This window comes from Pseudomonas sp. GW823-FHT06B06 (assembly GCF_058795195.1).
In genome coordinates, this window is the sequence record NZ_JBXAHO010000045.1 from 1 (window position 1) to 633 (window position 633).

Here is a 633-nt window from a genome sequence, read left to right on the forward strand (position 1 = left end):
CAGCGCGGCTAAACCGGCGTCCTGCCGGTTTACCCACTGCGCAATGCCTGCGTTCGGCCATCGTGGTTAACGGGGCATCCAGATCAAAATCAAAAGCGAGGCGGCCTTAAAGCCGACCTGACTTTTACGGGTGTAACTGACTCCCTGTGGGAGCGAGCCTGCTCGCGATGAACGTCCAGACAACGCGATCATCCAGACAGGGCGCGTCATCGTTGACGACCATCGCGAGCAGGCTCGCTCCCACAGGGGAATGCGGACAGACCTGCAATCAGGTCGGCTGTCAGGCCGCCTCGCTTTGCTTTTGCTCTGCTTTGGCTTTTGATTTTCTTGCCCCATCGAGAGGCCGAGTGGAGGTTCTGCGCAGTGGGTAAACCGGCATGGATGCCGGTTTAGCCGCGCTGGGCCAAGGATGGCCCATCGCGGCGACCCACGGAGCAGGACCGGAGCGAGGGTACCCCGAGCCTCAGCGAGGGGCCGAACGCCAGGGGCAAGAGCCCTTGGTTACTTAGGGCCGGGCGGCGTTCCGTTTTTCCAAGTGACTCGCTGTAAAAGCGAAACCGTAAGTGGCCGTTACCGCAGGAATGGATATGTACACCTGAAGGAGAAAAGTCGGCTGTGAGGCCGCCTTCGCCG